At 69.1% G+C, this 25,967-nt stretch carries 16 protein-coding genes and 1 tRNA gene; 4 read left to right on the top strand and 13 right to left on the bottom strand.

Features of this window, described 5'->3' with window-relative positions; all coding sequences use genetic code 11:
• Window positions 1-25: 25 nt before the first annotated feature.
• The 3 genes from ABD134_RS14595 to ABD134_RS14585 all read right to left on the bottom strand — a co-directional run bounded on the left by ABD134_RS14595 (window position 26) and on the right by ABD134_RS14585 (window position 4,849).
• Window positions 26-99: transfer RNA gene (locus tag ABD134_RS14595), tRNA-Met, on the bottom strand.
• Window positions 100-339: 240 nt separating this feature from the next.
• The gene (locus ABD134_RS14590; RefSeq protein ID WP_344230630.1) at window positions 340-3,507 is read right to left on the bottom strand and encodes a UPF0182 family membrane protein; all 3,168 of its coding nucleotides are present in this window, start codon (window positions 3,505-3,507) and stop codon (window positions 340-342) included.
• Window positions 3,508-3,667: 160 nt separating this feature from the next.
• Window positions 3,668-4,849 (bottom strand): YlbL family protein, encoded by a 1,182-nt coding sequence (locus tag ABD134_RS14585; protein WP_344230628.1) that lies wholly within the window; start codon window positions 4,847-4,849, stop codon window positions 3,668-3,670.
• 217 nt (window positions 4,850-5,066) lie between these two features.
• On the opposite strand from ABD134_RS14585, the gene ABD134_RS14580 reads away from it, so the two are divergent.
• Window positions 5,067-6,494 carry a zinc-dependent metalloprotease gene (locus ABD134_RS14580; protein ID WP_344230626.1) on the top strand — a complete coding sequence of 476 codons (1,428 nt, stop codon included), beginning with the start codon at window positions 5,067-5,069 and terminating at the stop codon, window positions 6,492-6,494.
• Window positions 6,495-6,562: 68 nt separating this feature from the next.
• On the opposite strand, the gene ABD134_RS14575 is transcribed toward ABD134_RS14580, so the two are convergent.
• The gene (locus tag ABD134_RS14575) at window positions 6,563-7,249 is read right to left on the bottom strand and encodes a M48 metallopeptidase family protein (RefSeq protein ID WP_344230624.1); all 687 of its coding nucleotides are present in this window, start codon (window positions 7,247-7,249) and stop codon (window positions 6,563-6,565) included.
• Window positions 7,250-7,453: 204 nt separating this feature from the next.
• Between ABD134_RS14575 and ABD134_RS14570 the strand changes: the two genes are divergently transcribed.
• Window positions 7,454-8,518, top strand: a complete 1,065-nt coding sequence (locus ABD134_RS14570) for a ThiF family adenylyltransferase (protein WP_344230622.1) — start codon at window positions 7,454-7,456, stop codon at window positions 8,516-8,518.
• A gap of 45 nt (window positions 8,519-8,563) precedes the next feature.
• Here ABD134_RS14570 and ABD134_RS14565 read toward each other — a convergent pair whose 3' ends face one another.
• Window positions 8,564-10,750 (bottom strand): ATP-dependent DNA helicase UvrD2, encoded by a 2,187-nt coding sequence (locus ABD134_RS14565; RefSeq protein WP_344230621.1) that lies wholly within the window; start codon window positions 10,748-10,750, stop codon window positions 8,564-8,566.
• A 20-nt stretch (window positions 10,751-10,770) separates the two neighbouring features.
• Entirely contained in the window at window positions 10,771-11,781 is a 1,011-nt protein-coding gene (gene nudC, locus ABD134_RS14560) for an NAD(+) diphosphatase (protein WP_344230619.1), read from the bottom strand.
• A gap of 197 nt (window positions 11,782-11,978) precedes the next feature.
• Between nudC and ABD134_RS14555 the strand changes: the two genes are divergently transcribed.
• On the top strand, window positions 11,979-13,424 hold the full coding sequence (locus ABD134_RS14555; RefSeq protein WP_344230617.1) for a phosphotransferase: 1,446 nt from the start codon (window positions 11,979-11,981) through the stop codon (window positions 13,422-13,424).
• Window positions 13,425-13,456: 32 nt separating this feature from the next.
• On the opposite strand, the gene ABD134_RS14550 is transcribed toward ABD134_RS14555, so the two are convergent.
• From ABD134_RS14550 to ABD134_RS14540, 3 genes are all read right to left on the bottom strand, one after another.
• The gene (locus tag ABD134_RS14550) at window positions 13,457-16,972 is read right to left on the bottom strand and encodes an ATP-dependent helicase (protein ID WP_344230615.1); all 3,516 of its coding nucleotides are present in this window, start codon (window positions 16,970-16,972) and stop codon (window positions 13,457-13,459) included.
• A complete protein-coding gene (locus tag ABD134_RS14545; RefSeq protein WP_344230613.1) occupies window positions 16,969-20,265 on the bottom strand; it encodes an ATP-dependent helicase in 3,297 nt (1,098 codons plus the stop codon). Before ABD134_RS14545 ends, ABD134_RS14550 begins: the two co-directional genes overlap by 4 nt.
• A 104-nt stretch (window positions 20,266-20,369) precedes the next feature.
• Window positions 20,370-20,807 (bottom strand): MGMT family protein, encoded by a 438-nt coding sequence (locus ABD134_RS14540; protein ID WP_344230611.1) that lies wholly within the window; start codon window positions 20,805-20,807, stop codon window positions 20,370-20,372.
• Window positions 20,808-20,969: 162 nt separating this feature from the next.
• On the opposite strand from ABD134_RS14540, the gene ABD134_RS14535 reads away from it, so the two are divergent.
• Window positions 20,970-21,656, top strand: a complete 687-nt coding sequence (locus ABD134_RS14535) for a 3'-5' exonuclease (protein WP_378108292.1) — start codon at window positions 20,970-20,972, stop codon at window positions 21,654-21,656.
• 70 nt (window positions 21,657-21,726) lie between these two features.
• Here ABD134_RS14535 and hemL read toward each other — a convergent pair whose 3' ends face one another.
• The 4 genes from hemL to ABD134_RS14515 form a co-directional block, all read right to left on the bottom strand.
• Window positions 21,727-23,058, bottom strand: coding sequence for a glutamate-1-semialdehyde 2,1-aminomutase (gene hemL / locus ABD134_RS14530; protein ID WP_344230609.1), 1,332 nt, complete (start codon window positions 23,056-23,058; stop codon window positions 21,727-21,729).
• Window positions 23,058-24,044, bottom strand: a complete 987-nt coding sequence (hemB, locus tag ABD134_RS14525; RefSeq protein ID WP_344230608.1) for a porphobilinogen synthase — start codon at window positions 24,042-24,044, stop codon at window positions 23,058-23,060. Before hemB ends, hemL begins: the two co-directional genes overlap by 1 nt.
• Before the next feature lie 71 nt (window positions 24,045-24,115).
• Window positions 24,116-24,967: an ABC transporter permease gene (locus tag ABD134_RS14520; RefSeq protein WP_344230606.1), complete on the bottom strand. Its 852-nt coding sequence runs from the start codon at window positions 24,965-24,967 to the stop codon at window positions 24,116-24,118.
• Window positions 24,957-25,937 (bottom strand): ABC transporter ATP-binding protein, encoded by a 981-nt coding sequence (locus ABD134_RS14515; RefSeq protein ID WP_344230604.1) that lies wholly within the window; start codon window positions 25,935-25,937, stop codon window positions 24,957-24,959. Before ABD134_RS14515 ends, ABD134_RS14520 begins: the two co-directional genes overlap by 11 nt.
• Between the last annotated feature and the right edge of the window lie 30 nt (window positions 25,938-25,967).

Raw genomic sequence — 25,967 nt, 5'->3', positions numbered from 1 at the left:
AGGGTTCGGGGGTTTTCTCTTCTCGTTGCGGGGGCAAGATTTGAACTTGCGACCTCCGGGTTATGAGCCCGGCGAGCTACCGAACTGCTCCACCCCGCGGCGACTCCTATGACTATACGGGGCTCCCGGCCGGAAAGCCAAATCGAGGCCACCGTGATGTCCACCACCGGTCCATCGTCGTTCATCTAGGCGCCAATGCTCGGCCACCGGCACGTGCTCAGAGGCCGGGGATGCCCGTCAGGGGGCTGATCGGCGGCCGGTCAGACACAGCAGGGGCCGCCGCTCGGATCACTCCGGGCAGCGGCCCCTGCTGTCTGAGATGAGACGGGTGCGAGGGAATCAGCCCTCGGTGCCCTCCTCGGCAGGCGGTTCAGTCTGCTCAGCCTGTTCGCCGTCAGCCGGTGCCTCCGCACCTTCCTCGGGCGTGGTTTCGCCACGGATCGCGTCGTCGGCCGCGGTGGCACGGGACAGGGCGTCGTTCAACTGCGCCTGGGCTTCGCCGTAGGCGGTCCAGTCTCCCTCGGCCAGAGCTGCCTCGGAGGCCGCGATGGCAGTGTTGGCGTCCTCCAGGGCCTGCGCGAGCTTCTCCTGCTCGCTCTCGGTCTGGGGAACCTCCGGCTGTGAGCCGGGTTCCCCGTCCACACCGGACGTCGGATCCTCACCGTCGGCGGTGGAGGCTCCCGAATCGCCGCCGAACACCTGATCCAGGGCCTCGTCGAGGGTGTTGGCGAATCCGACCTCGTCACCGAAGGAGACCAGCACCTTCCGCAGCGTCGGGTAGGACGTGGGGCCGGTGGACTGGATGTAGACCGGTTGGACATACAGGATGCCCTCAGCGACGGGCAAGGTGATCAGGTTGCCGTTGATGACCTCCGACGCACCCTGACGCAACAGGTTCAGCTCCTGCGAGACCTGGGCGTTGGAGTCGAAGTTCGCCTGCGCCTGGCCGGGGCCGGGGATCGCCGTCTGGCGTGGCAGTTCGAGCAGTTGAAGGTGGCCGTAGTCCTCCGACTTCACACCGTCCTCGCCGGTTCCCGCGTCGCCGTTGGCGGACAGGAACCCGTAGAGCACGTTGCGCTGCTGCGCCCCCTGGGTGAGCTGGGGGATGTACGTGTTGGTCAGCGAGAAGGCCGGCTCGTCCTTGCCCGGCATACGCAGGGACATGTAGTACGGCGGCTGCTTGACGGTCGGATCGTCCTGGGTCGGGTCGACCGGGACGGACCAGGCGTCGTTGTTCTCGTAGAAGTCGACCGGGTTGGTCACGTGGTACCGGCCGAGCAGCTCGCGCTGCACCTTGAACATGTCCTCCGGGTAGCGGACGTGCTCCATGACCTCGGCACTCATCTCGGAGTACGGCTTCAACGAGTTCGGGTAGACCTTCTGCCAGGCCTTCAGCAGCGGATCCTCCTCGTCCCAGGCGTAGAGGGTCACCGTACCGTCATAGGCGTCCACGGTGGCCTTGACCGAGTTGCGGATGTAGTTGACCTGACCGGTCAGGTTGGACGCGGCGTCCGTGTTCAGGGCGTCGCGGGTGGCCGAGTCCAACTGCTGGGCGGTCGAGTACGGGAAGTCGGCCGAGGTGGTGTATCCCTCCACGATCCATTGCACGCGGCCTTCCACGATGGCCGGGTAGGCGTTGGAATCCACGGTCAGGTAGGGCGCGACCTTCTGGACACGCTCCAACGGGTTCCGGTCATAGAGGATCTGGGACTCGTCATTCACGTCCGACGACAACAGGATCTCCGTGGACCCGAACTTGATGGCGTAGACCAACTGGTTGAAGAAGCCGCCCACGGACGGACCGCCCTCACCCGAGAAGGTGTAGGTGGTGTCCTGGTCACTGGAGGCGTCCTGCGGGCGGTCGCGTTCACGCTCGGGGGCCCCTTCCGGGGCGCCCACGATCGAGTAGCTCGGCGAGTTCATGCCGAAGTAGATGCGCGGCTCGTAGGTCTCGTCACTGCCCAGGGCACCCGAGGAGGGGATGCCGGAGAGCAGGAAGGACGGGCGCCCGCCGGCGGCGACCTCGGAGGCGTCCGCAGCCACCACGCCGTAGCCGTGCGTGTAGGTGATGTGCTGGTTGACCCAGGAAGAGGTCGGGTCCACGTTCACGTCACGCACGGAGATGATGGTGTCCTGCTTCTGGCCATCCACCTCGTAGCGGTCCACATGCAGGGTCTCCGGGAAGCCATAGTAGGGCCGGAACTGCTGGAGCTGGCCGAATGTCCTGGACAGCAGGTTCGGGTCCATGAGGCGGATGTTCTCCGTGTTCTCTGCCTCTCCGGACAGGGAACCGGCTTCGGCGTCCGTGCTGCCGGCGTACTGCGTGGACTCGACGTCAGCCAGTCCGTAGGCCTCGCGTGTGTGCTCGATGTTGCGGTTGATGTAGTCCTGTTCCAGCGTCACCTCGGAGGGCTTGACCTGGTACTCCTGGATGAGGAACGGGTAGGCGGCGCCGGCCACGATCGCAGCGATGACCAGGCCTGCTGCGCCGACCAGGGAGATCCTCCACTTGCCGGTGATCGCCGTGACGATGAACAGGATGGCCACCAGGGCAGCCGCCACGGCGAGGATCGTCGAGGTCGGGATCACGGCGTTGACGTCGGTGTACATGGCACCGGCCCAGTTGCCGTTCTGCGACTGCAGGGTGCGGTATCGGTCCAGCCAGTAGTTGCCGGCCTGGAGCACGAGGAACAGGGCCACGAAGATGCCCAGGTGGATCCGGGACGGCGATTCGATGACGATGCCGCCCTGCTCCTTAACCCGGATGCTGCCGTAGAGATAGTGGACGAGCAGTCCGGCGATGCCGGCGATCAATACGACCGAGACCAGGAAGCCGACGATCAGGCCAAGGAAGGGCAGGGTCGCCATGAAGAACATGTAGTCCAGGCCGAACTCCGGGTCCACTTGGCCATAGGGCTCCTGGTTGAAGAACAGCAGCACATCCTGCCACCCGTTCATGGCGGCGGAACCGGCGAAGAAGCCGATCACCACGGGGATACCGATGAACACCAGGCGACGCATGGGCTCAAGCTGCTTCTGATACTGCGCCAGGGAGTCGCGGGTCTGGCCCTGCACGTTCAGGGGCCGTGCCCTCCACGCCAGCCACATGGACAGCCACACGGCGGCTCCCATGAAGACACCGCCGATCGCGAACAAGGCGGCCCGGGTCCAGATCTCGGTCCAGAACACCTCGGAGAAGTCCACCTGGTTGTACCAGAGGACATCGGCATAGACGCCCGAGAAGAACATGAAGGCGACCACCAGCACGGCCAGCACCACGATGGTGAGCACCAGCGCTGAGGGGCGGCGGGAGCCGGCTGGGCGTCCCCCCGTGGAGTCACCGCCGCGGTCGGCCGGTTGCCCCGGGCCACCGGGACGACCGGGACCCCCCGGTCCGCCGCCTCCCGGGCCACCGAACAGGCCGCCGGAGCCCCCTGTTCCGCGGTCGTTGCCGCGTCCATCGTCCGGTCCTCCGAAGAGACCGCCAAACCCTTGTCCGAAACTCACGTGTCCTTACCCATCTGCGCCCTGGCGCCGGTCGTGTCCTGCACTGCGTTGGCGGCCCTGTGTGGCCGCCGAAGTCCCTGGTTCTGCTTTGTCTTACGTCTGTTGTGTCCTGCGTTGTACCGCGCCATGGCACGCCGTACGTCGTTCTTCGCCGCCTCGGTCAGCCGCAGGTCGGTAACTGCGGCGTTTCACCACTCCCCACGGTCTCGACCACGGTCCGGGCCTGTTCGAGGGTCGCCACCGAGTAAACCTCGATCCCCTCGGGGACGTTGCCCGCCAGCTCGGCACAGTTGCCCTCCGGAGCCAGGAAATGGCCCGCCCCGCCAGCCTGGGCGCCGGCGACCTTCTGCACGATGCCGCCGATCTCCCCGACCGTCCCATCGGGATCGATCGTCCCGGTCCCGGCGAAGTGCTGTCCGCCGGCCATGGCTCCGGGGGTCAACTCATCGACGATCCCGAGTGCGAACATCAGCCCAGCGCTCGGACCGCCGACGTTCTCCAGCGTGATCGCCACGTCCAGCGGGAACTCGAAATCCGAGTCCAGAAAGACGCCCATCAGCCACTCCCCCTGGACTCCCTCGTAGACGGGAACCTCGACGGTGCGCTCCTGGCCGTCCCGGACGATGCCGAGGTCAACCGGTTCACCGCCGGAGTCGTTGAGCCGGTTCTTCAGCCCCTCGATTCCGGTGACCTCGATTCCGTCCGCGGTGATCAGCTGGTCCTCCGGCTGCAGCAGATCGGAAGCCTGGGAGTCCTCGGTGAAGCCGGCGACGAACAGGGTCTGGCGGTAGTCGATGCCCAGATTCTCGAGCGCCGCGGCCACGGCCCAGCTCTGGGAGGTGGCCATGGCCTCGGAATTCTCGGCGTTGACCTCCTCTGAGGTGGTCCCGGAGGGGTAGACGAGTTCCTGGGGGATGACGGAGGCCGTCGGATTGACCCAGCTGCGCATCACGTCCAGGAAGGTCGTCCAGCCTGTCGGAGCTCCGGACACGTACACCGTGGTCAGATCCAGGTTGCCGTCCGTCGGGTACGTCTCGGCACCGTTGACGGTGATCACCGGCTCACCCTCGAACTCACCGATGGTGTTGAAGGTCGGTCCGGGCGACTCGATGATGAACGGACTGGGCAGCGCAACGGCGGTCAGGGTCAGGAGACCGGCCACGGCACCGGCCGCGGCGGTGATGCGGCGACGGCGCCGGCCGGCGTGGATGCGACGCGTCCAGGACTTGAGGTCAGTGGCGTCTCTCAGGTGGGGCGCGTCAGCCGGCGCCAGATCCGCGTACGGGGTCACGGAACCGGGCACGGCCGACGGCGACGACGGCGGGTGTCCGGTCTCTGACACGTCAGGGCACCTGTCTTCACGAAAACTGCCCGGGAGTGGGAATCCACCGAACCGCGGGCAGAGGCGTACGGCCCGCTGCACGAGCCGCTCTGGTCTTCCTTCATTCTAGGGGGTCTGCGCGCGGAGTGTGGCGCAGGACGCAATGCCCCTGTGCGCCCAGAGTGAACCGGCGGATTCACTGCGGACACGGTCAGGGCTCGCCGATACGCTGGTGACCATGACGAATCCCCCGAACGGCCCCGGTTCCCACGACGGCGAAGACCCGCTGTCCGACATGCTCCGCCGCATGTTCGGCGAGGGTGGGCCCGGTCCCGAGGAGCTGCGCCGTGCCCTCGGACAGATGGGCGGAGCCGGTGGAACCGATGGCCCCGGGGGCCTTCCGTTCGACCCCTCCCAGCTGGATCCAGCCATGATGAGCCAGATGATGCAGCAGTTCCAGGCCATGATGCAATCCTCGCCTGAGGACGGCCCGGTCAACTGGACCCTGGCCCGGCAGTCTGCACGCCAGGCCGCCGCCGGGCAGGACCCGACCGTCGGAACCTTCGCCCGACGTGAGATCGACGAGGCGCTGCGGCTGGCTGAACTCTGGTTGGACGGTGCCACCGAGATCGAGTCCACCGGCTTGCTCGGCAAGGCCTGGTCACGTGCCGAATGGGTCGAGGCGTCCATGGACACCTGGCAGCGACTCACCGAGCCCGTTGCCATCTCCATGTCCGAGGCCATGTCCCGGGCCATGAGGGACCAGCTGCCGGGCCAGGTGCCCGAGGAGATGAAGGGGATGCTGGACGGGATGCAGCCGATGCTTCAGAACATGGGCGGCACCATGTTCGGCCTCCAGTTGGGCCAGGCCGTCGGCGCCCTCGCCCAGGAGGTCCTCTCCGGAACCGACTCGGGCTTCCCTGTGGCCGGGCACCAGTTGGCCATGGTCCCCGTGAACATCGAGGAGTTCGGAGACGGGCTCGAGGTTCCGGACGATCAGATCCGCATCTACCTGGCCCTGCGGGAAGTGGCCCGCATGCGCCTGTTCGTGCACTCCCCCTGGCTGGAACGGGACCTGTACGCGGCGATCGAGCAGTATGCCTCGGGCGTGCACATCGACATGTCCAAGATCGAGGAGGCGGCCCGGTCCATCGACCCGTCCGATCCGGAGTCCATGCAGGAGGCCTTCGCCGGGGCGTCGTTCATCCCCGAGCCCACCGGGACGCAGAAGGCGGCACTGGAGCGCCTCGAGTTGACCCTCGCGCTGATCGAGGGCTGGGTGGACGTGGTGGTCACCGAGGCCGCCAAGCCTCTGGACTCGGCGAACGCGCTGCGGGAGACCATTAACCGGCGCCGGGCCACGGGTGGCCCTGCGGAGCATGCCTTCGGCACCCTGGTCGGCCTGGACCTGCGTCCACGCCGGCTGCGTGAGGCAGCCACCCTCTGGGAGAAAATCGGCGAGGCCAACGGTCGCGAATACCGCGACACCATCTGGCGCCATCCCGACCTGCAGCCCACGGCCGAGGACCTGGACGACCCGGACGGCTACGCCTCACGGCGCGAGGCCCGTGAACAGGAATCGGCCGGCCTGGACGACGAGCTGCGCAAACTCCTCGAGGGCGGGTTCGACGACGGCGACGGCCCCACCCGGAACGATACGACGTAGGGAACAATCGGGGAAGAAGCAAGGAACAATCCGGGACGAAGCAGGCAGCCGGCTGGTCAACGCACCAGTCAGTCGTCCGTGTCATCGGCGTCCGGTTCACCGCTGTCCGGCTCTCCGTCCGGCCCTGTCAGACCCCTCCCTGTCGCATGGCTGACGCCATTGAGGAAGGCCATGGCCTCCTTCTGCCGCGGGTAGCGTTCCGCCATCGCGTGGAAAGCCGCCGAATGGTCGCCGTGTTTCAAGTGCACGAGTTCATGCACGAGTACCCCGTCGAGCACCCACCCGGGCATCCCTGCCACCTCGGCGGCGATGCGGATGCGGCCCGTCGTCGGTGTGCACGAGCCCCAGCGGCGCTGCTGGCGGGTGGACCACACCACCTCGCTCGGGTTCACCTCGCCGCCCAGCCAGGTGCGGGCCAGTTTCCGTGCGCGGGCCAGCAGGTCCCCGTCCGAGTCAGGCCCAGCCGGTTGCCGGGAGGCCACCTTCTTCAGCATTCGGCGCGCCCAGTCCCGTTCCTCCTCAGCGCTCAGGCCCATCGGCACCGAGACCTGGACCCGGCCATCACGCCAGGCAGCGGAGATGGTGCGGGTGCGTCGCGAGGACCGCACGATCCTCACGAACGTGCCATCCACCTCCATCTCCTCGACCTCCCGGCCCGGGCTGCCGGGCCCGGACGCACGACGACGACCGGTTCCGGACGCGGTGCGTGCCGGGGTGCGCGTGGAAGGCCGAGCCTCGGGCCGTGAGGGCGTCATGGTTCCATTCTGCCGTCGCCCCCGCCCTGGTACGGCCATCGACTCCCACTTGTGGATAACCTCACGTGCTGGACCGGCACTGGTGTCACGATGAGACGGCGGCTCCGTTCCGGACCTGGAACCGGCCAGCGCCGGGCATCCCGTTTCCACCGTGAGGGCTGCCCGACGACTTGTGGCCGCCTATCCCTGACGAAAGAGGATTCCATGCGTCTCAATCCCGGGCTCACGTTGTTCCAGATCGCTGAGGACACCGTCCAGATCGGCTCGGGAACGCGCTCCACCCAGCTATCCGGCTGCTCCGCGCCCGCGGTCGAGTACCTGCAGCGGCTCGTCGACGGGATTCCTGACGGACAGGAGGCGGACACCGCCCGCTGTTGCGGCCTGGATCCGGCCGATGCCCGGGAACTGGAGACGTCCCTGGAGATGTTTCTGCGATGGCATGATCCGCACGCTCGCGCCGGCGCGGGACACGCCAGCGATCTGCTCGCCGATGATCTGACACTGGCGCTGGCCTTGGAAGCGGCACCCACCGGCACCGATGGCACTGACGGTTCCCATGGCACCGAGGCGCTGGAGCACATGTCCGAGGTCCTGGACCGGCGCCGGGGCCTTCAGGTTCAGGTCCTGGGACTGGGACGGACCGGGTCCGTCATCGCCCGGGTTCTGGCCGCCGCCGGCATCGGACGGCTGGCCTTGTGGGATCCCCAGGTGGTGACGGCCGCGGATCTGGGAACCGCCTACCTGGCCCCCGACCTCGGCCGGAGCCGGCCCGTCGCCCTGGGACGGCGCGTGGACGACGCCGGCCTCGGCACCGTGGTCCTGCCACTCACCTCCCCAGTACGCCCGGGACCCGGGGGAGGCGTCACCATCAGCGTCACCCGAGGTGCGGCGGACTATGACTACATTGCTCTTGCCCGCACGGCCGACCATCCGGTGTTGCCGGTGGTGATGCGGGACGACGACGCACTCATCGGCCCCTGGTTCGTGCCCGGTCAGGGGCGGTGCCCCCTGTGCTGGGACCTCGCGGCCCGGGACGGGGACCCTGAGCGGATCCGGCGGACCGCGGCCCTCCTGGAACATCGGGCCGGCCGTGAGGACGTGGCCGTGGCGACCTCCGCCGGAGCCCTGGCGGCCCGCCAGGTGATCAGATGGGCCGAGACGGGAACGGCCCCCGCAGGTGCGGTGCTGCACGTGCACGGAGACGGCAGCCGCGTCGACACGCTCACGGTGGCCACCCACCCGAACTGCGGATGTACCGCCTCCGGATGACACTGCCAGGCCTCCACACCATCAAGTCCCCAGCCCGCCAGGCCGTCAGGCCGTCGGAGTGCCGTTGACGAGTTCGAGCACATCCTCGCCGTACTTCTCCAGCTTGGACTTGCCGACGCCGGCGATGCGCAACAGCTCGGCCGGGGTCTTCGGCGCGGCCTCGGCGATCGCCACCAGGGTGGCATCCGTGAACACCACGAAAGCTGGCATGGAGGCTGCCTGGGATGTGGACAGCCGCCACGCCTTGAGGTTCTCGAACAATCCCTCGTCATAGGTTGGCGGGCAGTCCAGGCACCGGCCCGTCTTGCGCTCGGCCCCGGTCTCCAGCAGCGTGCCGCAGGAGCGGCACTGAGCCGGCTGGGTGCGCTTGCGGCCCGAGCCCCGCCCACCGGAGCCGGACGCTCCCGCGGTGCCGGGCCGGCGTCGCCCTTGGCCCTGGGCCCCGTGCCGGGAGTCCGCCTCCGGATCCAGTGAGTCCAGGAAGCGGGAGGGCTTGCGGGTGGAGCGCCCGCTGGTGCCGCGGGAGAGGGTCCAGGTGAGGAACAGGCGCAGCCGGGCGCGGGTGATGCCCACGTAGAGCAGACGCCGCTCCTCGTCGATATCCTCTTGGGTGTCCGCGAAGCTGATCGGCATGAGGCCCTCGGAGAGTCCGACGAGGAAGACGGCATCCCATTCCAGGCCCTTGGCCGAGTGGAGTGAGGCCAGCGTGACGCCCTGGACGGTAGGCGCGTGTTGGCTGGCCGCCCGCTCGTCCAGCTCGGTCACGAGGTCGGTGAGGGTGAACTGGTCACCACGGGTGGTGGCCAGTTCCTCGGACAGGGCGACCAGTGCGTTGAGCGATTCCCATTTCTCGCGCGTGGCACCCGAAGCCTGCGGAGCCGCCTCGGTATACCCCAGGGACGCCAGGACATCCCTGACCCGGCCGGGGACCTGGTCACCGGAGACGTCCTGAGCGGACCGTGCCGCGGCCCGCAACTGCAGGATTCCGTCCCGGATCTCGCGTCGGGAGAAGAACCGCTCGCCACCCCGCAGCTGATAGCCGATCCCGGCGGCGGCAAAGGCCGACTCGAACGCCTGGGACTGGCCGTTCGTGCGGAACAGGACCGCGATCTCTGCGGCCTGGATGCCCTCGTCGAGCAGTTGTTTCACCTGGGCGGCGATCCAACCGGCCTCGGCCTCATCGTCCGAGCACTCGGCGAACACCGGCGCTGGGCCGTGATCCCGCTGGGACACTAACTCCAGGGGTTCGGCCCACCGCGGCATCGGCCCACGGACACCGTCCGGTCCTGGCACCGGGACCCGTTGCCGGGTGCGTTCGGATAACAGCCGGTTGGCGAGGTCCACGATCTCGGGGGTGGACCGGTAGTCCCGGACGAGCTTGACCATGGTGGCGTCGGGGTGTTCTTGGCGGAAGTCGAGCAGGAAGCGAGAGGTGGCCCCGGTGAAGGAGTAGATGGTCTGCGAGGCATCCCCGACCACGCACAGCTCGTTCCGTCCACCCAGCCAGAGATCCAGCAACCGGTGCTGCAGGGGTGAGACGTCCTGGTACTCGTCCACGATGAACACGCGGTACTGGTCCCGCACCTGGGCGGCGATCTTCGGCTCCGTCTCCAGGATGCCCACCATGATCAGCAGGACGTCCTCGAAATCGATCAGATTCCGGTCCGTCTTGACGTCCTCATACCCCTGGAACAGCCGGGCCACGCCGTTGGCGTCCCACCCGGTCGGCATCTCCCGACCGGCCGCTGCGGCGGCATACGAGTCCGGGGTCCGCATGGAGACCTTGGCCCACTCAATCTCGCCAGCCAGATCCCGCAGCGCGGCGCGGTCCGTGGTGGTGCGCAAGCGCCGGGCGGCCTCGGCGAGCATGTTGACCTTGTGGTCCACCAGCTCAGGGACCGCACCGCCGACCGCCTGGGGCCAGAAGTACTGCAGCTGGCGCAGGGCGGCCGAATGGAAGGTGCGCGCCTGGACCCCATGGGTGCCGAGGTCCCGCAGCCGGGTGCGCATCTCGGCGGCGGCACGGGCCGTGAAGGTCAGCGCCAGGGTGCGGTGAGGGTCAAAGACGCCGGTCTGCACCCCGTGGGCGATGCGGTGGGTGATGGCACGCGTCTTGCCCGTGCCGGCCCCGGCCAGGATGCACAGGGGTCCGTTGAGGGTGGTCGCGGCCTGGCGCTGTTCGGCGTCCAGGCCTGCCAGGATGTCTGTGGCGATATCGGGGTGGTCGGTCACGGTCCTCCGGAGGGTGTCGTTCAGTTCTGCAGTGTGCGCGGCTCGGGTAAGGGTCCACCGAACCAGTGTTCGATCAGGGCGCGGGAGATGGACGCGGCCCCGGGGATGGTGATGTCGCCGCTGGCCACCGTCTCCTCCAGTTCCTCCCGCGTGAACCACCGAACGTGGGCCACCTCGTCCCGGTCCGCGTCGGCCTCGTCGGGATGGTCCGTCACCGCTGTGTAGCCCACCATGAGGGACTGCGGGAACGGCCACGGCTGTGATCCCAGGTACACGGGCGAATGGATGCGCAGGTTCGATTCCTCGTGGACCTCGCGGACGACCGCTGCCTCGAGCGACTCCCCCGGTTCCACGAAGCCGGCCAAGGTCGAGTACATCGCAGGCCCCCAGGCGGCGTTGTTGCCCAGCAGCACACGGTCATCACGGTCGGTGACGGTCACGATGATGGCCGGGTCCGTGCGCGGGAAGTGCTCCGAGCTGTCTTGCGGGCACACCCGGACCCAGCCCGACTGGGTGATCACGGTCGGATTGCCGCATCGCGGGCAATGCGTGTGCCCGGCATGCCAGTTGGCGATCGCCACGGCCTCCACGAAGACCCCGGCGTCTCGATCTGTCAGGGCCGCCGCCGCGTCGCGCAGGCCGACCCAGGCAACCTGTTCCGGCTGGTCCACCGGCCAGCCACCGGCCTCTCCCCCCGTGAGCGTGGGCTGCTCGTCGGCGATGAGCAGGACCAGTTCGGCCCGAGGCCGGGTCTCCTGATCATTCCCGTCAGCCTCATGCTCAACGTCGGCCGCCGAGCGACCGAGGTACACGGCCCCCTCCGGCAGTCCACCCTCCGGTCGGACCAGGACCAATCGACCGCCGAGGACGGGTGCACGTCCGCCGATCAGCCACAGGACACGAGCTTCTGGCTGCTCCCAGACCTGTTCCAGCCATCCCTCGCGGGCCCGCTCCTCGCAACCCCGGTCCACGTTCTCCCGGGTCAGGGGAAGCCGGCCGAGGGCGGGAAGGATTTCGTCCGAGGTACGCATGCCTCCACGGTACCGCCCGGTGCGGACGCCGTTGCGTCTATCCGGTCGTGGCTGTGGAGCAGGGCCGAGCCCCGCTGAAACTACGGGGGCACACCACAGCGTCATCAGCCACGCCCCGTCATTCGGCGACTCGCCGCACCTGAGCCCCTCTGCTGCCGGGGCGGGAAAGTACGGTGGTGGATGTGAACCGTACGCCCATGGAACTTGCTGCCTTGGCCAGCGCCGCCATCCCCGACCTGTCCCCGACCGGCGTGGTCGGCTCCCCGGACGATCCCCGGGACTTCTCGGCCGCCGTCGTCTTCGACCGCCAGGGAAGCCGGTGGCGGGTGCGGTCCCCCCTCCACGAGGAGGCGGCGATGCGGCTGGAGACCGAGCTGCAGGTGCTGTCCGGCTTCACGCCCGGCATCCGCGCCGGATTGCCGTTCCGGGTGCCGTCTGTGGCCGGGGCAGTTCGCCTCGACGGTATGCGCACCTTCGTCTACCACGACATGCCGGGCGAGGAGATGGAGCTCGAGGAACTCACCGAGCTCGGCGGCAAGACTCCCGATGACATCGGACGGGTGATCGCCGCTGTGCACGCCCTGCCGGCTGCTGTCGTCGAGAACGCCGACCTTCCCGTCTACACCGCAGACCAGTTTCGCCAGCGCCGCCTCAACGAGCTGGACCAGGCCGCGACCACCGGCCGCATTCCCGCCGTGCTGCTGCGTCGCTGGGAGAACGCGCTGGAGGAGATGGAACTCTGGGAATTCTCCCCCGTGGTGGCCCACGGGGACCTGCACGAGGACAACCTTCTGGTTGACCAGCGCCGACTGGTGTCGGTGACCGGGTGGACCGATCTGCACATCGGCGATCCGGCCGAGGACTTCGCCTGGCTGGCCTCCTCCGGGAACCAGGAGTTCACGGACCAGGTGGTCAAGGCCTACTGGCAGCACCGATCCGAGGGAACCGTCCAGGACGGGCACCTGTTGCGCCGGGCCGTCCTGGCGGCCGAGTTCGCCCTGGCCCAATGGCTCGTCCGGGGCATTGCCGCCGATGACGAGGAGATGGCTGCCGAGGCCGAGGCCATGTTGCAGGAGCTGGAGGCGGATGTGGAGGAACACGGCGGGCAGGTCATCAGCGCTGCTCCCGTTGTGGAACCCGTCGCGCATCCTCAGGACGTGGCCACCGCCAGCACCGATGATCCTGCTGACAATGACGACACCGGAGAAAGCACCGATGATGACGACGCCGTCATCATGGATCACGCACGCTCCCCCGAGCGGGACGACACCGATGAAGAGCCGGACGTAGATCAGCCGGTGACGCATGATGCGGCAGCGGATAGTTCAGAGGACGAGCTGGTTCCGGACGAGCTGGCGGCGGACGAGGCCGAGTCCCGCCACCCGAGCGAGACTGAAGCCCCGGACGATGCTGACGACGTGGACGAAGCTGACGCTGAGGGCCCTGAGGACGCTGAGGACATGAGCAGCACCGAGGTTCAGGAGCGCGCCGAAGAACATGGCAATTCCGCGAACGGCGAATCCGAAGATGTCGTTCCTGGGAGCCATGCCGCGGCCCCTCGCCAGGACGGCACCCCGACGACGGCCCTGGACCTGGACGAGGTCCGGCAACTCGACATCCGCCGGACCACTAACCCGTCCTGACCCGGTGCAGACCGGACCGGCAGAAACGTGGATCAGTCACGTTGGGGCATGACTGCCCGCCCCAGGATCGCCTCAAGCTCAGCCTCGCCGGCCAGGTTGTGCAGGGCCCGCTCCGTGCCTTGCGCCACGTAGACGAAGCAGGCACTGATGTTCTCCAGCGGAATACCGTGCAATCGTGACCAGGCCAGCCGGTAGACGGCCAGCTGCAAGGACTTGATCTCCAGGTCCCGGCCGGAGGGCACCCCGCCGGTCTTCCAGTCGACGAGTTCCCATCGCGCCTGCGGATCGTTCGGTTCTTGAGGTGAACCACCCTCACGGAACACGGCATCGATGCGGCCACGCAGGGTGACTCCCCCGACCGTGGTCTCCACCGGCGGCTCGATGTAGGCAGGCACCCTGTCCGCCCAGCGGCTGGCCAGGAAACTCTGCTTCATCGGCTCCAGGTCCAGGGCATCCTCCACCCAATGGTCCGCCGAGTCCTCCGGGTCGTCGAAGTCCAGCATGCCGGTGCTGCCGAAATGGTCCTCCACCCAGGCATGGAAGGCCGTTCCCCGTCGAGCGGCATGGGCCGGTGGACGGGGCATCGGCCGCCGGAGCTGTCGGGCCAGGGCCTCGGGATCGTTGGCCATCTCCACGAACGTCGAGGCGCTGACGTGGCTGGGCAGCTCGACCAGGTTCCCACGGTGGTTCACCGGGGTGGACCGTTCCAGGATCCATTCCACCTGACGCGCCAGATCGCTGGCCGGCTCATCTATTTCATCGGCCTCCGTCAGGCCAGCGTCGGTCTGATCTGCCTCCACACTCTGATCTGCCTCGACACGCAGTGGGTCGGCGCCGCGCACCCAGTTGGCCGCCGTCTCCAACGCCGCCCTGCGGGGACGCGACCTCGGCGGCAGGGCCGTCGCCCGGTCAAGGTCTCCAGGGGCCGCGGGGTCCATGACGAGGACCTCGGGACCGTCCAACGGGTCGAAGGGCCACCAGGCGGCCAACGTGCGCTCGGCGAAGGGGTTCTCCTCCCCGGCCTCAGGCGGGTCCACCCAGGGGCCGGCGGTGATGTGGACTCGGCTGGAGTCGATGATCTCCTGCAGGAACGGAGACGGCGTGGACGGGGTCTTGGTGACACCGCGCCAATGACTGCCGCTGAGCAGCAGGAGCGTCCTGGCCCGGGTGAAGGCCACGTAGGCCAGTCGCCGCTCCTCCTGGAGGTGGTGCACGCCGGCGCTGTCCTTGTAAGACGCCGGGTAGTTCTCCCTCTGGCCCTTGAGGAACCACCCTACGGCGTGACCGGCCCAGTCCCGCTGGTTCTCCCAGTCGGTGTTCCACTGCGGGAGACTGTGCCGGTCGCCCCGCAGATCCCAGGGCAGGTGGCCGGAGCGTTCGGAGGTCCAGGTGTCGAAGGTCTTGCCGGGGAACTGCCCGTCCACCAGTCCCGGCACGGCCACGATGTCCCATTCCAGCCCCTTGGAGGCGTGGGCCGTGAGCAGCTGAACGGCATCATGACGTGGTTCCACGCCAGCGATGCCCAGACCCTTCTCACGTTCCTCGGCTGCCTCGAGCCAGGCCAGGAACGCCGTGAGGTCTGACCCGGACCCTTCGGCGGCGCCGTTGGTGAAATCCCGCGCCGCGTCCAGGAACGCGTCCAGGTGCCGACGGGCGGCGACTCCGGACTGTCCCGGCCGGGCAGCGACTTCGATGTCGAGCCCAAGGGTGGACTCGACCATCCGGATCAGGGCGGTCAGTTCCAGCCCGGTCTGCCCGGCGAGGTAGCGAAGTTCCCGGGACAGCCGCTCCAGCCGCTCCCGCCCCCGGACGCTGAAGGTCCGTCCCGACCGGCTCGTCCAGTCCGGGTCCGGGAGCCAGTCCAGGGCCTCGATCAGTGAAGAGGACTCGGCGTCCTCCTCCGGTGAGGTGTCCTGTTCGACTGCCTCACCGCCGTCCGTCTCCCCCGGGCTGCGGCGCCGGTTGCGGGCCAGCATCGCGGCCCGCTCGTGCAACACCACCAAGTCGGCCGCACCGATGCGCCAGCGGGCACCGGCCAGCAGACGCATCAGGTGGTCAGACCGGCTCGGATCGGAGATGACCTGCAGCACGGCGATGAGATCCGCCACCTCGGGCACGGACAGCAGCCCGGACAGTCCGAGGACCTCATAAGGCACACCGGCGGCATCCATGGCTTCCATCAGCGGTTCGAACTGGCTGCGGGTGCGGCACAGGATCGCCCGCGTGGGCCGCTTCGCCACCGGCAGATCCTGACGTGCGGCCTCCTTCAAGGCGGCGACGACGGCCGCCGCCTCCTGCTCGGAGTCCGGCAGCCAGGAGACCCTGACCTCGCCCTCGACGGCCACCGGCGACGGCTCCAGCGGCTTCACTTGGATCCCGCCCACCGGATCGCGGCGGAGGGGGTCCGCCACCGTGTTGGCTGCCGCGAGCACGCTGAGGGAGTTGCGCCACGCCGTGGTCAGGTAGCTGACGGGCGCAGGGTCAGCCTCACCCTCCGGGCCGGGCACCGAGAAGCTGTGCGGGAAGGAGAACAGCTGGCCGGCGGAGGCCCCCCGGAAACCGTAGATGGACTGATGGGGGTCGCCGACGGCGGTGACCGGGTGGCCGTCCACCCCGAACAACCCGCGGAACAGCTCCAGCTGGGCATGGGAGGTGTCCTGGAACTCATCCAGGAGCACCACTCGGTAGCGGGAGCGTTCGATCTCCCCGACGGCGGGCACTTCTTGGGCGATCCGCGCTGCATATCGGACCAAATCGCCGAAGTCCATGACGCCGGCGTCGAGCTTGGCCTGGCGGTACGCGACCACGAGCTCGGACATGACCCGGCGCAGCCGGAGCATGGTGAACACCGAGGCCACCGTGGCGTTGCTGCCCTCGGCGGCCTTCTCGCTGAAGGGCAGGTTCTCCCCGAAGATCTGCTTCTCGGCCAGACACCTCTCGACCTCGTCAGGTTCCACGAGGTGCTCGGCACAGTCTGCGGCCAGCTTGATGGTCCCTCTCACCAGGGTAGAGGCCGGGATGTTAGCGAATCCCAGGTCACCCTCGTAGGCCCGCACGATGCGGGACACCAGCTGGTATGACTGGGCCTCGCCGATCATGCCGGTATCCGGTTCCAGGCCGATGCGCATGCCGTGGTCCCGCACGAGCGTGTTCGCATAGGAATGATAGGTGGAGACGCTGGCCCGGGCGGGGCCCTCCGTCGTCAGTCCGTCCTCGGTCTCGGCGACGGAGGCCACCGGGGAAAGGTCCATGCCCGATTCGACCAGCAGGTCGAGCTTGCGGTTGATGCGCTGGGCCAGCTCGCCGGCGGCCTTACGGGTGAAGGTCACCCCGAGCAACTGGTCCGGGGCGGAGAAACCGTTGGCCACAAGCCACACCACCCGGTCAGACATGGTTGCGGTCTTGCCGGAGCCGGCCCCCGCCACCACGAGCCGGGGCTCCAGGGGCGAGGTGATCACGGCGGCCTGCTCGGCGGTGGGCTCGTGCTGCCCCAACAACTGGGACAGTTCCTCCGGGCTGTAGCGGGCCGCGCGCACATCGAGACTCATCGGTGCCATTCGGTGGTTTGCCTTCCGTTGCTGTGGATCGGGCAGATGGCGGGCAGGGCACAACCGGGGTTGTCCGCACCACCGTGGATCGCCAGGTATCGGGGCCCGATCATGGCATGGGCTGCGGTGAAGATCTGATCGATCGCCCACTGCTGACCCGGGTCCAACGCGGGCTGACTCTGAATCTTGACGCTCTTGTTGGTGGTGCGCAGCTGGACCAGTGCCGCCCCACCCGGTTCGGTGGGCCTCTCGAAGTCCTCCGCCGGTAGGGCCCCCGTGGCGATGGCCGCCTGGTAGACGCCCAGCTGAGGCAACTCCTGCAGTTCGTCGTTCGAGGGTGCGCGTTTACCGGTCTTGAGGTCCACCACATAGGGTCGCCCCTCGGCGTCCTTTTCCAGCCGGTCGATGATGCCGTTGATCTGGACCCGCAACCCGTCGCGCTCCAGCTCCTGGTGGAACTGGTGCTCCACGGCGACGCGTGTCCGGCCGTCCTGCTCCATCTGGCGCAGATACCCGACGAAATGGCCGATCATGCGCCGCGCCTCGGCGGCCACCCGTTCGGCCTCCCATCCCGGTTCCAAACCGAGGTCCGGCAGCCGGCGTTCCAGCTCGGCCAGTAGGTCTTCGGCGGGGCCATCCGGGTAGTGCTCCGCGATGGCGTGGATGAAGGTGCCGATGGACTGGGCCTGAGTGGTCCCCGCCTGGCCGCCGGCCTGGTAGATGAACCAGTTCAACGGTGATTTCAGGGCCGATTCGACTCGCGAGGGCGACACCGGCACCGCTGTCAGCGCGGTGTCCACGAGGGGCTGATCGGTGGACAGGGGCAGTAGCCCCCACCAGTGGTCGGGATCCGCCCCACGGATCCCCTCGTCCGCCAGCCGAGACAGAGCTGAGGCTGCCCCTCGCACCCGGGCCGGCGGGCCGACGTCGTCCGCCGGCTCCGTCCTCGCTGGCACCGTGGCCGCCTGCTCCAGCTCGCGGCGTAGCCCGGCCACGAGGGCGCCGGCCGTGAGGGGTCTGGGCACGTCCGTCAGGGGCCGCTCGTTGTCCACGTCCCTCCAGGGCTCGACGAGATCGAGGAAGTCGGAGGGTTGATGGTTCTCCGAGGACACGGCGATGCCGATGACGCGTTCCCGGGCTCGGGAGACGGCGGTGGCGAAGCTGCGCAGTTCGTCCTGGCGCACCTCCGCCAGCCGGGAGCGGTGATCCATGCGGGTGGTCTTGCCCTGGGCAACATCCGCCAGATCGGTGGCCCCGAGCAGTTGGCCGCGCAGCCGCGTGTTGGGCCAGATGCCGTCCTGCAGCCCCGCGATGATCACCACGTCCCACTCCCTCCCTGCCGCGGAGGCCGGAGTCACCACGGACACGGACCCCTCCTGGGCGGCGGTCGAGGCCAGGGAGTCCATCGGCAGGTCCTGGGCCTCCATGTACTCGGCGAAGGCCAGGGGGGACGCCCCCGGAAATTGGTCCACATAGCGTTCGGCCGCTTGGAAGAGCCCGACGACGGCGTCCAGGTCCCGATCAGCGCGCCGCGCCGCAGGGCCGGTTCCGGTCACGGCTTCCCGTTCCCAACGCGCGGGCCGGTCCGAGGCCGCCCACAGGGCCCACAGCACGGTCTCGGCGGTGGCTGCCGGGTCCGCTGCGGCGGCCCGGCCGGCAGAGACCATCCGGGCCAGGCGCAGCACGCCGGCCCCCGGGACGGGGTGGTCCGCCAATGCCTCCGGATCCTCGAAGGCCTGCAGCAGCAGTTCGGTGCTGGACCGGGTGCCGCCGGCCGCACGTTCGTCCTGCAGGAGGCGCTGGCGCAACTGGCGCAGGTGCAGGGCCGTCGCCCCGCCGTAACTACCGCCGGCCAGCCACAGCGCCCGGTCCAGGTCCAGAACCGATTCCGCTTCCCCGGCCGGGATGGAGACGGTCCTGAGCAGAGAGAGCAGGGGTGTCACGGCGGGCTCGGTCTTGAGCACGGTGTCCGTCACGGAGCGGTTGACGGGGATGCCCTCAGACTCCAGGTAGCGCCCAAGCTCGGCGACGAGCGGCCCGGAGCGGGCGATGACGGCCATGTCCCCGAGAGGAACCCCGCCCCGGTGGTGCAAGTTCAGCACCTGTTGGAGCACCAAGAGTTGCTCGTGCGGGGGTGAGGCCACCACGTGTGCCGTGGCCTCTGCCTTTCCGCCAATCTCTGCCTCCCCGCTGGGCTCCGAGGGGAACGGCAGGAGCTCCTGCCGAAGCGCCAGGGCGCCGGGCAGTGCCGGGATCCGGCGGGCTACCCGTTGCCAAGCCGCCAGGACTCCCCCGCCCATCCGGTGGCCCGTGGTGAGGGTCAGGGTGCGGCCGGGCCGCTGAGCGGTGGCCAGGCACTCCGGGTAGTCGCGGACGAGGTCCGGCCGGGCGCCGCGGAATCCCTGGACCACGGTGTCCGGGCTGGCCGTCGCGATGACGTCCTGTCCGATGGCGAGAACCCGGATGAGGCGGTGCACGGCGGGGGTCGCCTCCTGCAGGTCGTCGATCACCAGCACGGGAAGGCTCCCCCGTTCGGCGTCCAGCAGTTCAGGGAATTCCTCGAGTAGGCGGGAGGCCGTGGTGATCAGCCCGGCCGGGTCGAAGGCCTCGCTCATTCCCAGGTCCAGCCGGTCCCGGTAGTCCTGCAGGAGCACGGCGGCGGCTGTCCACTCGGGGTGGCCGTGCTGGCCGCCCAGGTCCTCCAGCTGCCCGGGTTCGATCCCGTACTCGCTGGTGCGGTCGATCAGCTCGCGGACCTCCTTGCGGAATCCCCTGGTGGCCACCGCCTCGGAGAGGTCCTCGGGCCAGTCCGGGCCGCCGCGCTCCCCCGAGGCGTAGGACTCCAGCAGTTCCGCGATCACGGTGTCCTGCTCCGCGCCGGACAGCAACCGCGGGGTCCGTTCGACTGCCGGCAGGAACCCGGCCGTGCGGGCGCGACGGATGAGGTCGAAGGCATACGCCGCCCAGGTCCTTACGGGCGTGGCGGCACGGGTGCCGCGGCCGGCTTGGTCCAGCCGCATGGAGAGGGCATCCCTCAATCGGGCCGACGCCTGACGGGTCGGGGCCAGCACCAGCAGTCGGGAGGGGTCCAGCCCGGTTTCGATGCGCCGCGCCGCGTACTCCACCGCGACGGTACTGCGTCCGGTGCCTGGTCCACCGAGCACCAGGACGGCGCCGTGCCCCGGAGCCAGGTCCAGCACCTGCTGTTGATCGGCGTCAGGGGTGAAGGTCTCGGCCCGGACCTGCTTCGGTGCCGTCAGGCGGAGGCCGTCTTGCTGCGCTTCGGGGGACATGTCTTCATTCAACCAGCCGCCCCGGACAACTTAGCCATCCACACTGCCCGGGCACACGAGTGACTCCACACCCCACTGTTCAGCTCCCTGGTCACCCGGCAGAATCAGCCCAGCCTCGCCTTCAATTCAATGAGCACCGCCCTCGCGGATTCGTCCGGTGACCAGCGTGCCCGGGCGAGGTCCACGCGTACGACCGGGCCGGCGTCGGGAGAGTCAGGAGTGTGGAGCGGCCCCGTGGGTGCTCCCGCCGGCAGGCCGGCAACCTGTCCCTTCAGTGGGGTGCCCTCCGCGGCGTAGTGCGGCGCGGCCCGCGCGGACAACGACGCCGGCAGGGAACCATCGGCGCGCACGATCCGCCACCAGCAGGTGCCCTCGGGCGCCTGGGACATCGCCCGGCCGGCCTGGCGTGGCCCTCCGGCACCCAGCAGTCCGGCCAGTCCCCCATAGCTCACGGCAAGGCCAGGCGGGACGAGCTGGGCAGCCAGGATCAGGGCTTCGGAGAGTTCGTACGGTCCAGGGGGAAGGTCGGGAAGGGTGGCCACGGGTCTCCATTCTGCCGGAGCTGTCCACAACGGGCCGCGTTGCGGGTGTAGAGCGTCCGTGCCACGCGGTACCGTGATGGCGTGAGCGACGTAACAGCATCCTCCCCCACCGACGTGCCGGTCTCGGACCCCACCGTCCAGGCGGCCCAGGCGGCCGTCACGGTGCTGCCCTGGCACCAGCAGATCCGCGTCGGATTCGACCTGGAGACCACGGGCCGGGACCCCAACGAGGCCCTCATTGTGACCGCCTCCCTCGTGGTGGTGGACCCGCACGGCAACCTCGCCGCCAGCTACGAGTGGCTGGTGGATCCCGGCGTGCCGATCCCGGAGGAGGCCGCCGCCGTCCATGGAGTGAGCACCGAGAGGGCCCAGGCCGAGGGCATACCCGCAAACCAGGCCGTCGTGGAGATCGCTGACACCCTGCGGGACTTCTTCGATGCCGGGATCCCCGTCATCGCGTTCAACGCCTGCTACGACTTCACCGTCATGGACCGTGAGCTCGCCCGCCGTGGCCTGGAGCCGCTGCAGAATCAGTGGATCATCGACCCGTTCGTGATCGACAAGCAGGTGGACCGCTACCGCAAGGGCAAACGCACCCTGACCGATGTCTGTGCGCACTATGGCGTGACCCTTCTGGACGCGCACACCTCCGCGGCGGACTCACTGGCGGCCGTCGGCGTGGCAGACGGCCTGGCCGTCAAGTACGCGGCCCTGCAGGTCGGCTTGGATGAGCTCCACTCGCTGCAGGTGCGCTGGAAGGCCGAGCAGGCCGCCAGCTTCCAGGAGTACCTACGCCGCAAGGACCCGGCGGCCGTGATCAACGGCGACTGGCCCGTGCAACTGCGGTAGAGCCCTTCCTCGCCGTGGACGTCAATCTCACTGTGGGCCTCCTCCCAGGAGGAGGGCGAGCCCTCAGAGGTCAGAGAGTCGCCGTGGCAGCAGCTTGGGCGGCGTGCGGCAGGGCGTCGGCGATCCGCTCCATGGCGGTGTCGTCATGCGCGGACGAGACGAACCACGCCTCGAAGACGCTCGGTGGCAGGTAGACCCCGTGCTTCAGCATGGCGTGGAAGAACGGGGCGTACCGGAAGGTGTCTTGGGCTTGGGCGTCGGCGTAGTTGTGGACACCCGCGGCCGATGTACCGAACGCCACCGAGAACAGGGTGCCGGCCCGCTGGATCGAATGGTCCACGCCGGCCTCCGTCAACGCCTCGACCAAGAGGTCCTCAAGTTGCTGCGAGCGCCGGGACAGGGCGCCGTAGACCTCCTCCGTGGCGTTCTGCAAGGTGGCCAGGCCGGCGGCCATGGCCACGGGATTACCGGAGAGGGTGCCCGCCTGATAGACGGGTCCCAGGGGGGCCAGCAGGTCCATGACCTCGGCGCGGCCCGCCACGGCCGCGGTTGGCATGCCGCCGCCGATGACCTTGCCGAAGGTCCACAGGTCGGGGGTCCAGCCCTCGACCTTCCCGGACAGGCCCCAGTAGCCGGCCTCCGAGGCGCGGAAGCCCGTGAGCACCTCGTCCCAGATCAGCAGTGCCCCATGGCGTTCGGTGAGGTCGCGGAGGAATTGGTTGAAGCCGTCCTCCGGGATCACCACGCCCATGTTGCAGGGGGCGGCCTCGGTGATGACGGCGGCGATCTCCTGCCCGCGGACGGCGAAGGTCTCCTCCAGCGCGGAGCGGTCGTTGTAGGGCAGTACCAGGGTCTCCGCGGCCTGGGCCTCGGTCACGCCCGCAGACCCGGGCAGGGACTGGGTGGCGACCCCGGAACCGGCGGCGGCGAGCAGTCCGTCGGAGTGGCCGTGGTAGCAGCCGGCGAACTTCACCACGAGATTGCGACCGGTGGCGCCGCGCGCCAGGCGGATGGCGGTCATGGTGGCCTCGGTACCGGTGGAGACCATGCGGACGCGGTCCACGGGGACCTTCTCGGCGACCAGCTCGGCCAGTCTCAGCTCGTCCGGGGTGGAGGTGCCGAAGGACAGCCCGGCATCCACGGCCCGGTGGACTGCGTCCACGACGGCGGGGTGGTTGTGCCCCAGCAGCATGGGACCCCAGGAGCACACCAGGTCCACGTACTCGCGACCCTCGGCGTCGGTGAGGTAGGGGCCGGCGGCCTTCACCATAGACACCGGGGAACCGCCGACCGAGCCGAAGGCGCGGACTGGGGAGTTCACTCCCCCGGGGATGACGGCACGGGCGGCGTCGTGGAGCGCGGCATTGGTGGTCGGTGCGGCGTTCGCGGTGGTATCGGTCATCAGAGACGTCCTTCCTTGATCCAGCGGGCCAGGTCGGTGGCCCAGTACGTCAGCACGGTGTCCGCCCCGGCCCGGCGGATGGACAGCACGGACTCCATCACGGCGGCGTCGCGGTCGATCCAGCCGTTGGCCGCGGCGGCCTCGATCATCGCGTACTCCCCGGAGATCTGGTAGGCGGAGACGGGGACATCAGAAACGTCAGCCACGTCCCGCAAGATGTCCAGGTAGCTCATGGCGGGCTTGACCATGACCATGTCCGCGCCTTCGTCCAGGTCCAGTGAGACCTCGAGCAGGGCCTCGCGGCGGTTGGCGGGATCCATCTGGTAGGTCTTGCGGTCACCGGTGAGCTGGGAGTCGACGGCCTCGCGGAAGGGGCCGTAGAACGCCGAGGAGTATTTCGCGGCGTAGGCGAGGATCCCGGTGTCCTGGTGGCCGGCGTCGTCCAGCTCCTGACGGATGACGGCCACCTGGCCGTCCATCATCCCGGAGGGCCCCACCAGATCGGCACCGGCTTCAGCCTGGACCACGCCCATCCGGCCGTAGATCTCCAGGGTGGCGTCATTGTCCACGGCTCCACCCTCAGTCAGGACGCCGCAGTGTCCGTGATCGGTGAACTCGTCCAGACAGAGGTCGGACATGACAACCATGGAGTCGCCGACCTCCTGCTTGACCGCGCGGATGCCGTCATTGAGCACCCCGTCCGGATCCAGTGAGGCCGAGCCGGTGGCATCGCGGGTCTCGGGGATGCCGAAGAGCATGATGCCTCCCACCCCGAGCCCTGCCGCCTCGGCGGCCGCGGCCTTGAGCGTGTCCCGGGTGTGCTGGACGACGCCGGGCATGGACTGCAGGGCCACGGGCTGCGAGATCCCCTCGCGCACGAACACCGGCAGGATCAGATCGGCCGGGTGGAGCCGGGTCTCGGCCACCAGTCGGCGCATCGCGGCGGACTGGCGCATGCGGCGCGGGCGATGGGTGGGAAAGGACATGGGTACCTCGGCGTTTTCTCGGCAGTCTGCGACAGTCCGTGGGTCGGTCGGTGCCGTCCCAGTCTACTGAGCTAGCTCAACACGTCCTTCGTGGTGAAACGGCCGTAGGCGAGCGCCCCGAACACGGCCACGTAGCTGGCCTGCAGCAGCGCGTTCTCCCTGAACGAGTCCCAGAGCAGCGGCGCGCGCAGCAGGTCCGCGAAGCCCATCCAGTGATGGGTGAACAGCCAGGGGTGCAACCAAGCCAGCTGGGGCAGAGCACCAAGGATCTGCGCCACGATGGTCAGCACCACGGCGGCGGCCATGGCTCCGACGGGCACGTCCGTCAGCGTGGAGACGAAGAGGGCGATCGCGCCAAGGCCGCTCAGGGAGACGGTCGCATAGAGCACCATCAGCCCGATCCGGCCGATCGTCTCCGCCGAGGTGATGGTCATCCCCGAGGGCAGCACCAGCGGTCCGGTCCCGAAGAGCGCCAGCCCGGTGAGCACGCCGACGGCGGCCACCACCAGCGCCGCGGTCAGACAGAAGACAAGCGTCACCGCGTACTTCACGGCCAACAGCCCGGCCCGCCGGACAGGGGCCACCAGGAGGTACCGGAGGGTGCCGTGGGCGGCCTCCCCCGCGATCGAGTCCCCCGCCACGACGGCGACGGTCAACGGGAGGAAGAAGGGCGTGCAGACAAAGACCGCGGCCACTGCCAGGAACAGGCCGCTGGCGGCCACCTGGTCCAGGAAGGCCGGACCCCTGCCTTGCGGCGGCCCGGACGTCACCCGCACCGCCACACCCATGAGCACGGGCACCGCGGACAGTGCGGCGAGCAGCGTCCAGGTGCGCCGACGCCGGAAGAGCAGTCCCAGTTCGGAGACCAGCAGGGCCGTCCCGGTGCGTGCGGGATGGACGTGGCTCTCGGAGTCACTGCTCAACGTCGAACCCCTCCCCCGTCAGCTCCACGAACCGGTCCTCCAGGCTGGCGTGCTCCACCTCGACGCCGCGCACCCCGACTCCGGCGGTCACCAGGGCGGCGACGATCCGCTCGGGCTCCGGCGCGTCCTCGCCCAGGGGGGCGCGCAGCGTCCCGGCACCAGGTGCGGGCACGCTCTCCTCGACCGGTGCCAGACCCAGGCTGCGCAGGACGTCCCCGGCGAGCGGGACGTCCCGGGTGCGGACGAGGATCCGGCGGGGGCCGTCGTCGAACAGGGAGGCCAGCGTCCCCTGGGCCAGCAGGCGGCCACGGCCCACCACGGCCGCATGGGTGCAGACCTGCTCGATCTCACTGAGCAGGTGGCTGGAGACGAAGACGGTGGCCCCGTCCTCCGCCAGGGACCCGATGAGGTGGCGGACCTCACGGGTGCCCTGCGGGTCCAGGCCGTTGGTCGGCTCATCCAGGATCAGCAGCTCGCGCTGGGAGGTCAGCGCGTTGGCCAGTCCGAGGCGCTGCTTCATGCCCAACGAGTAGGCGTGCACCGCCAGCCCGGCCGCTTGCCCCAGGCCCACCCGGTCCAGGGCCCGGCCGATGCGCCGCTTGCGCGTGGCGGGGTCTGTGGCTCGGTTTGCGGCGTCGAGGCGCAACAGGTTCGCCGTCCCGGTCAGGTAGGGGTAGAACGCCGGGCCCTCCACCAGCGTCCCGACGCGCGGGAGGACCTCCGTGGCGGCCGTGGGCATGGACCGACCGAGCACGCTCATCGTCCCACCACTCGGCGCGGCCAGGCCGAGCAGCATCCTGATGGTGGTGGTCTTGCCGGATCCGTTGGGGCCCAGGAAGCCGAACACGGAGCCGCGCGGGACCATGAGGTCCAGCCCGTCCACGGCCAGTCGGGCGCCGAACCGTTTGGTCAGCCCCCGGGTGCGGATGGCCGACTCGGCCTCGCCAGAGTCGGCGGAGGGCACGCTCACCTTGGGATCACCGGCCACTCACGTGGAGCT

Origin of the sequence: Citricoccus alkalitolerans (assembly GCF_039528175.1) — a bacterium.
Classification (GTDB): domain Bacteria; phylum Actinomycetota; class Actinomycetes; order Actinomycetales; family Micrococcaceae; genus Citricoccus; species Citricoccus alkalitolerans.
Note: the sequence above shows the minus strand (reverse complement) of the source record. Positions and strands in the feature narration are given on the sequence as shown.

Coding starts and splice junctions, on each gene's coding strand:
- ABD134_RS14580 (WP_344230626.1), top strand. CDS start 5,067: ATGACGAATCCCCCGAACGGCCCCGGTTCCCACGACGGCGAAGACCCG.
- ABD134_RS14555 (WP_344230617.1), top strand. CDS start 11,979: ATGGAACTTGCTGCCTTGGCCAGCGCCGCCATCCCCGACCTGTCCCCG.
- hemB (WP_344230608.1), bottom strand. CDS start 24,044: ATGTCCTTTCCCACCCATCGCCCGCGCCGCATGCGCCAGTCCGCCGCG.
- ABD134_RS14575 (WP_344230624.1), bottom strand. CDS start 7,249: ATGACGCCCTCACGGCCCGAGGCTCGGCCTTCCACGCGCACCCCGGCA.
- ABD134_RS14550 (WP_344230615.1), bottom strand. CDS start 16,972: ATGAGTCTCGATGTGCGCGCGGCCCGCTACAGCCCGGAGGAACTGTCC.
- hemL (WP_344230609.1), bottom strand. CDS start 23,058: ATGACCGATACCACCGCGAACGCCGCACCGACCACCAATGCCGCGCTC.
- ABD134_RS14570 (WP_344230622.1), top strand. CDS start 7,454: ATGCGTCTCAATCCCGGGCTCACGTTGTTCCAGATCGCTGAGGACACC.
- ABD134_RS14545 (WP_344230613.1), bottom strand. CDS start 20,265: ATGTCCCCCGAAGCGCAGCAAGACGGCCTCCGCCTGACGGCACCGAAG.
- nudC (WP_344230619.1), bottom strand. CDS start 11,781: ATGCGTACCTCGGACGAAATCCTTCCCGCCCTCGGCCGGCTTCCCCTG.